This is a genomic window from Blastomonas sp. UPD001 (genome assembly GCF_003426715.1).
Taxonomy (GTDB): domain Bacteria; phylum Pseudomonadota; class Alphaproteobacteria; order Sphingomonadales; family Sphingomonadaceae; genus Blastomonas.
This window is the reverse complement of record NZ_QKVT01000163.1, coordinates 1-5622: the sequence shown is the minus strand read 5'-3', so window position 1 is coordinate 5622 and position 5622 is coordinate 1. Positions and strand designations below refer to the sequence as shown.

The window sequence follows — 5622 nt, the reverse complement described above, 5'->3', positions numbered from 1 at the left end:
AATGGGCCAAGGCAGAGGGTGAGTATGGACGCGTAAGCGAGTACGGGGAGCAGCTTTTCAAGGACCTTCCACGTCGGTTGGAGGGCAAGGATGCCGCTCTTATGCAAGCAAGCCGGGTGATTGCATGGTCGCTCTACGACAACAGGGACAAGCTCGGCGGCCGACTGTACAACTTCAATTCGGCTTTCGGTAACCTCGCCTCTGACGTGCTCGATCGGGTCGCGACGACACTTGACCTATCGACCACAAAGCCACCCATCGAAGGCGATGTTGTTGACGATCCGGACGACTTCTCATTCGACCTCGATGATGAAGACGGCGAACTGTCCTACGCTGAGGTGATAGAAGCCTTAAGCGGTGAGCAGACCCGAGAGGAGGCCGTCAAAGTCCTCATTGAAGCCAGCATTACCGCAATTGAAGTTGCCAAGGGTCAAAAGGACGGTGAAGCTGCGTTGAAGGCGCTGACGGAAGCGAACGCGAAGCTGGTCTCCGTCGACCTTACACGCGCGAAAGCCTCGACGTACCCAGCCATCGGCAAGCAGCTTCAGACCATTGAGGGATTGGTCGAGCGGCTTAAGGCGAAGCTGGCAGAGATTTCCTAGCGCCTGCCCCTGGTATGGATCGACCCAGCGAGCTCAGTATTGAATATGATCCGGCCAATGTGACGGGCCGGATAACGCGGACTGTTGCGGATTCCCGGTCGCCAATCTGGGAAAGACTGCGCGCGCATTTTGCCAACCAAACTGACGTTCGCGTCAGTGAAAGCACCATTGACCTTTCTTGGCCAAAGCTTCTCGAAGTCGTTCGGGACTTTGGCAGCAAGTCGCTCCAGCGCGAGCTCAATTTCCGTTTCCGGCCTCAGGGTGCCGCTACCGAACGGATTGCGACATTCGTCCGCGAGGTGAAGCAAGCGCGCGAAAAGCGCAATAATCTCAAATTGGAATGCCAGCCGGAAGACATCCAAAGCAAGTTGGAAGAACTTGGCTTCACGCGCCGAAAGCTGAAAGACTTTCAGCTAGAAGATATCGCGCATCTCATGTCTCTCCCACACGGCGCAAACTTCTCGGTGCCAGGTGCCGGAAAGACGACGGTTACGTTCGCTCTTCATCTTCTGGTTGCCAGAGAAGGCGAGCACTTGCTCGTGATCTGCCCCAAGGCGGCGTTCCCGGCGTGGACGTCGGTGGTGTCGGAAACGATGGCTCCCGATGCACCAAACAACGCTGCGGAAGACTTCATAATTCTGGATGGGCGCGCAAGCGATACCGACAAACTTCTTCGAAGCGGTGCGCGTCGCTTCGTCATGTCTTACGACCTCATGGTCAAACAGCAGGCCATAATCTCAGCCTATTTGTCGCGGCAGAAGGTCCACCTTGTCCTGGATGAGTCCCATAGGATGAAGGCAGGGGTAAACTCGCAACGCGGCGCATTTCTCCTCTCTGTCGCCGCGCTTCCGGTCCGCCGCGATATCCTGTCAGGAACGCCCATGCCGCAGGATGCGGGCGACATGGCATCGCAGCTCAGCTTTCTGTGGCCCGCGCAGGGTTATGACGTTCAGATTCAGCGCGGCATCGCGCCAAGAGAGGTCCTTGGCCAGCTCTATGTGCGGACAACGAAGCAGCAGCTCGGCCTTAAAGATCCGATACGCAAATTTCACAATGTTGAGATGCTGCCGGGCCAGCGAGCTCTTTACTCGATCGTCAGACACGAGGCTTTGAGACAGCTCACCAAGGTTGTTCAGTCGTCCAGCCAACCCGATTTCGTGCGGGCGCGAAAGTCAGTGATGCGATTGCTGCAGCTATCGGTAAATCCGACCCTAGCGCTTCAGTCGATGGCCACCGATCCCCGGGCTATCGACTCCGGCATTGTCGACCAGGTCATCGCAGAGGGAACGTCGGCCAAGATGCGCGCCGTCGCCGCTCACGCTCGCGAGCTCGCGCTCCAAGGTCGCAAGACGGTCATATGGACGATCTTCACCGGGAACATCCTCGATCTTGAGCTGCTGCTGGCGGACCTCAATCCCGTGTCGCTTTACGGAGCAGTGCCGTCAGGTGATCCGGGCGATCTGTCAACGCGGGAAGGGCGGTTACGCCGGTTTCATCTCGATGATCGATGCAAGGTCATGCTGGCGAACCCGGCAGCTGCCGGCGAAGGGATCAGTCTTCATACTGTTTGCCACGACGCGATCTATCTGGATCGCAGCTACGTCTCGACGCACTATCTGCAGTCCATTGACCGCATTCATCGGCTCGGTTTGCCTCCGGACGTCGAAACGAACATTCATATCTATCGGACTGTAGCGCCCCGAGAGATCGGAAGCGTTGATCTGTCTGTTTCGCGTCGCCTCATCGCCAAGATCAGGAACCTCCAGCAGCTCCTTAACGACCCTGATCTCCACAAGATCGCGCTCGATGAAGAAGAGGCCGACGATCCGATCAACTTCGACATGGAGATGCAAGATCTGATCGATCTCATCGATGAGCTCGAAGGGCGCGCCCCACCACCGGAGGTGGAGGAGGACGCGTGACGGCTTTCGACTTTTCGCGCCTCTTCTCGATGCCAGCTTTCGAAGGTCTTCGCATCTTACGGATGTACCGGGTCAGCCGTCCGGATATGCCGCTCACGGAACTCTCGAGGCTCATCCGAAGTGTCGAGCCAGGGTCAAACAGCTTCGATCTCGACGCCGCCGTTTTTTTGGACGGCATAGTCAAGCGGCACCCTCCCGATGAGGGGATTGGGTTCTATCGCGTCTGCTTGTCGGATGTGCTCCTGATCGAATTGCCCGAGTGGGCTCGGCTCGTCACGCTGGGTCGCGGCCGCTTTATCAAGCGTCTGCAGTCTGCGGAATATCGGGACGTCCGAAGCCTGTTCCGACAGGCACGGCTTTTGGATGATCCGCCGTCGGTCGGTGACATCGAATGGTGGGATGACTTGCAGGCTCAGGTCCGTGGCAAGCAAAGTCAGGATGCGATGCGCCGCGCCCGCGAAGCGGAGCAGCTAACATTGAAGCACGAAGTTGAACGGCTCCAGTCGCTCGGCATCGATACCGCTCCGCGGTGGATGGCGATTGACGATAACACCGTGGGCTATGACGTCTTGTCGTACATGCCGTCAGATTTCGGACTGGTGAACCTCCTTATCGAGGTCAAGTCGACGATTGCGTCCCCGCTACGGTTTTACGTGACGCGGAATGAGTGGGAACAGGCCACTGCCTTCGGTGAGGCTTTTCTGTTCCACGTTTGGGATCTGAGACCTGACCCGCCTGTGCTGCACAAGAGGACCGTTGCCCAGGTCGCTCCGCATATTCCCACCGACAATGAGAACGGAAAATGGACAAATGCGATCATTCCCGTTTCGCTGTCGTGAGGTTCCTTTTTGCGATGTCACGCGACTGACCGTGCAGTCTGCCTTTTGCCCTTCGAATTCTGCTACCTCGTCCGGGAGATCGCGACCGTGATGCTCGCAGCGAGCATTCCTTCTGCCCGCTCTCGTTTGGCTTGAACCGATGACGTCAGCTGTCTTTTTGTAGCCTCAGGCATCTTGACGATTGCGGCCAGAATGATGGCTTGGAGGAGATCGGGATGCATGATCAGGTGCCGATCCGGACAGGGCGATCAGCGATCGGACAACGACGCTTCGCGACAAGCGCTTTCAGGCTTTCGGTCAGCACAAGGGTTGAGTTGCCGAGCTTGATGATCTCGATCTCGCCTGCAGCGATCAGAACGTAAAGGGTGCTGCGGCTGATGCCGGTATAGCGGCATGCGTCAGGCACTCGCATGGTGATCGGCTCGATAGCATGGGCGCTCGGACTTGGTGTGCCTTGGCCCATCCGCTCGCCGACCGGATACCCGGCTCCAGATTTCTTGTCAGCGGCCTCTCGGTCCTGCTGACTTTCGTTGTCGCCTGATCGGCTCTGGTAAGCTCCCATCGGTCCGGTCCTTTGCATCTTTAGGGTGATGACGGACCAGCCCTCGGGGACATGGAGGGGAGCGAAGGACGGGCCCGCCATCGCCCTGATTATCGGGCGAGTGGCCACGTCGGTCGACATGACGTTTCTGCGCGATGCTAGCCGAAGCTACGCCTTCTTCCCGACAGGCACGACGCCAGCATGGAAAAGGGACGTCTCAGCATGGGCGGGGGCGGCAATGGACAGAGTCACTTGGGGTCGGAAGGCTGAAGGAACCACAGCGGATATCAGACTGCCGTCGCAAAGATCATTGATTTCACGATATTTTCGTAATAGAGCGACGTCGGGCGCTGATCCGTGCCGCCGAATAAACGGCCATAAAACCAACCACCTGCACTCCGACCGACGGCGGTGCTTTTATCTTGCCATCACATCCCACCTATTGCTTAAGGCGGCCAGGGACAAATGGATCTAAGCTGGCGCTCGAAGTCCGCAGAGTGCAGTCGATATGCAGCCGTGATGCAACGAGGCTGCTTTCGCACGTTTGATGCGGCGCGGGCGACGTGCAGCCGATCTGCCACATTTCCGTCTTCGAGCTCACCGCCTCTCCTTCGCGGCGAGCAACCTCAATTGCCAAGCGCATTGTCAGGAATCACCTGAAAACAGGACGATCTTCGGCCGATCCACCGTCCGTGTCCGGATAACAGTCGGCACATCGCTCCGCCGTGCCATCGCAATTGCCAGGACCGGCGGGAGCGTGTCGAATCGGCGCAGGGACCTCACTCCGATACCTGATGTGATGCCTCGCAGGTCAGCGAGCTTCCCATGGGGAACATAGAGCTGGCTGCCGATGAACCGCTCGTTCGCTGCACGGACCGCATCGGCAACTGATTGGAGCGAGCCTTCGGGCGACGGCATCAAACTGTCGCCATCTGACGTGGGAGGGCACAGAATACGCGAAAGGGGGAAGAACAGCGGATGCAGCGTTGATAGGCGCTTGAGCGGTGGGCGCTTCGGTCTCGCGCGGATCAGTTCCCGAACCACTGCCCGGATGGCGCGGCCATCGGCCATCTCTATCCCGGAAATAAGACCGCCCGACGCATCACATGCGCGCGCCGGATTGTAGAACGCATACAGCGGCACAGTCGGAATCTTCCGTTCTGCCGCTGCCGAGCGAACCAGCGACAACGATTGCGCGCCGGTGCCATTTGGATGTGCAAGCTCGACATAGGAGCCCATATCCCAAGCTGTGCGGTGCGGTGTGAGCCGCTTGGCCTGAATGCGGTATTGCACCGCCGTGCGGCGCATCGGATCAAAGATGACGATGTCAAAGTCGTTGCCTGTCTTGGCCTCGTCCACTGGTACCTGAACTGACAAGCGTGGGCCTGAGAGCCGGATAAGGCTCGCGACGATCAGGTCGGTCACACTCTCCTCGCGAAACCGGCGGCGGAGACTGATCTCAAGATCGAGGAAATCGGCGACTAGCGGCGGCAGCCGCGCAGCAAGGTCACATGTTGACGAAAACAGCGAGGTCAACGCCACTCTTGCGACTCACTCGTGCTTACTGCGGCTGTCACGGAAGAAGATGCGTCAGCGCAGGGAGAAAAGGGGAGAAAACCGTTACGTAATTTGCGGCATATTCCATGAACTTCTGAAACCAAGCAGTGTAACCTGCCGTGCCCTTGGTCTCTTCCATCGCCCTCACGATTCCGAGGATG

The 5622-nt window shown here is 58.3% G+C and carries 5 protein-coding genes; 3 read left to right on the top strand and 2 right to left on the bottom strand.

All coding sequences use genetic code 11. From position 1 onward, the window contains the following. The 3 genes from DM995_RS20115 to DM995_RS20105 form a co-directional block, all read left to right on the top strand. Positions 1-602, top strand: a 602-nt coding sequence (locus tag DM995_RS20115) for a hypothetical protein (RefSeq protein ID WP_198669534.1), incomplete at its 5' end; no start/stop codon positions are given. A 14-nt stretch (positions 603-616) separates the two neighbouring features. After that, entirely contained in the window at positions 617-2524 is a 1908-nt protein-coding gene (locus DM995_RS20110; protein WP_116970826.1) for an SNF2-related protein, read from the top strand. Next, positions 2521-3363, top strand: a complete 843-nt coding sequence (locus tag DM995_RS20105) for a protein NO VEIN domain-containing protein (protein ID WP_157973418.1) — start codon at positions 2521-2523, stop codon at positions 3361-3363. Before DM995_RS20110 ends, DM995_RS20105 begins: the two co-directional genes overlap by 4 nt. Before the next feature lie 223 nt (positions 3364-3586). On the opposite strand, the gene DM995_RS20100 is transcribed toward DM995_RS20105, so the two are convergent. Together DM995_RS20100 and DM995_RS20095 are read right to left on the bottom strand one after the other, a co-directional pair. Then, on the bottom strand, positions 3587-3925 hold the full coding sequence (locus DM995_RS20100; protein ID WP_353653383.1) for a helix-turn-helix domain-containing protein: 339 nt from the start codon (positions 3923-3925) through the stop codon (positions 3587-3589). A 624-nt stretch (positions 3926-4549) separates the two neighbouring features. Then, entirely contained in the window at positions 4550-5440 is an 891-nt protein-coding gene (locus DM995_RS20095; RefSeq protein ID WP_116970824.1) for a DUF6615 family protein, read from the bottom strand. Between the last annotated feature and the right edge of the window lie 182 nt (positions 5441-5622).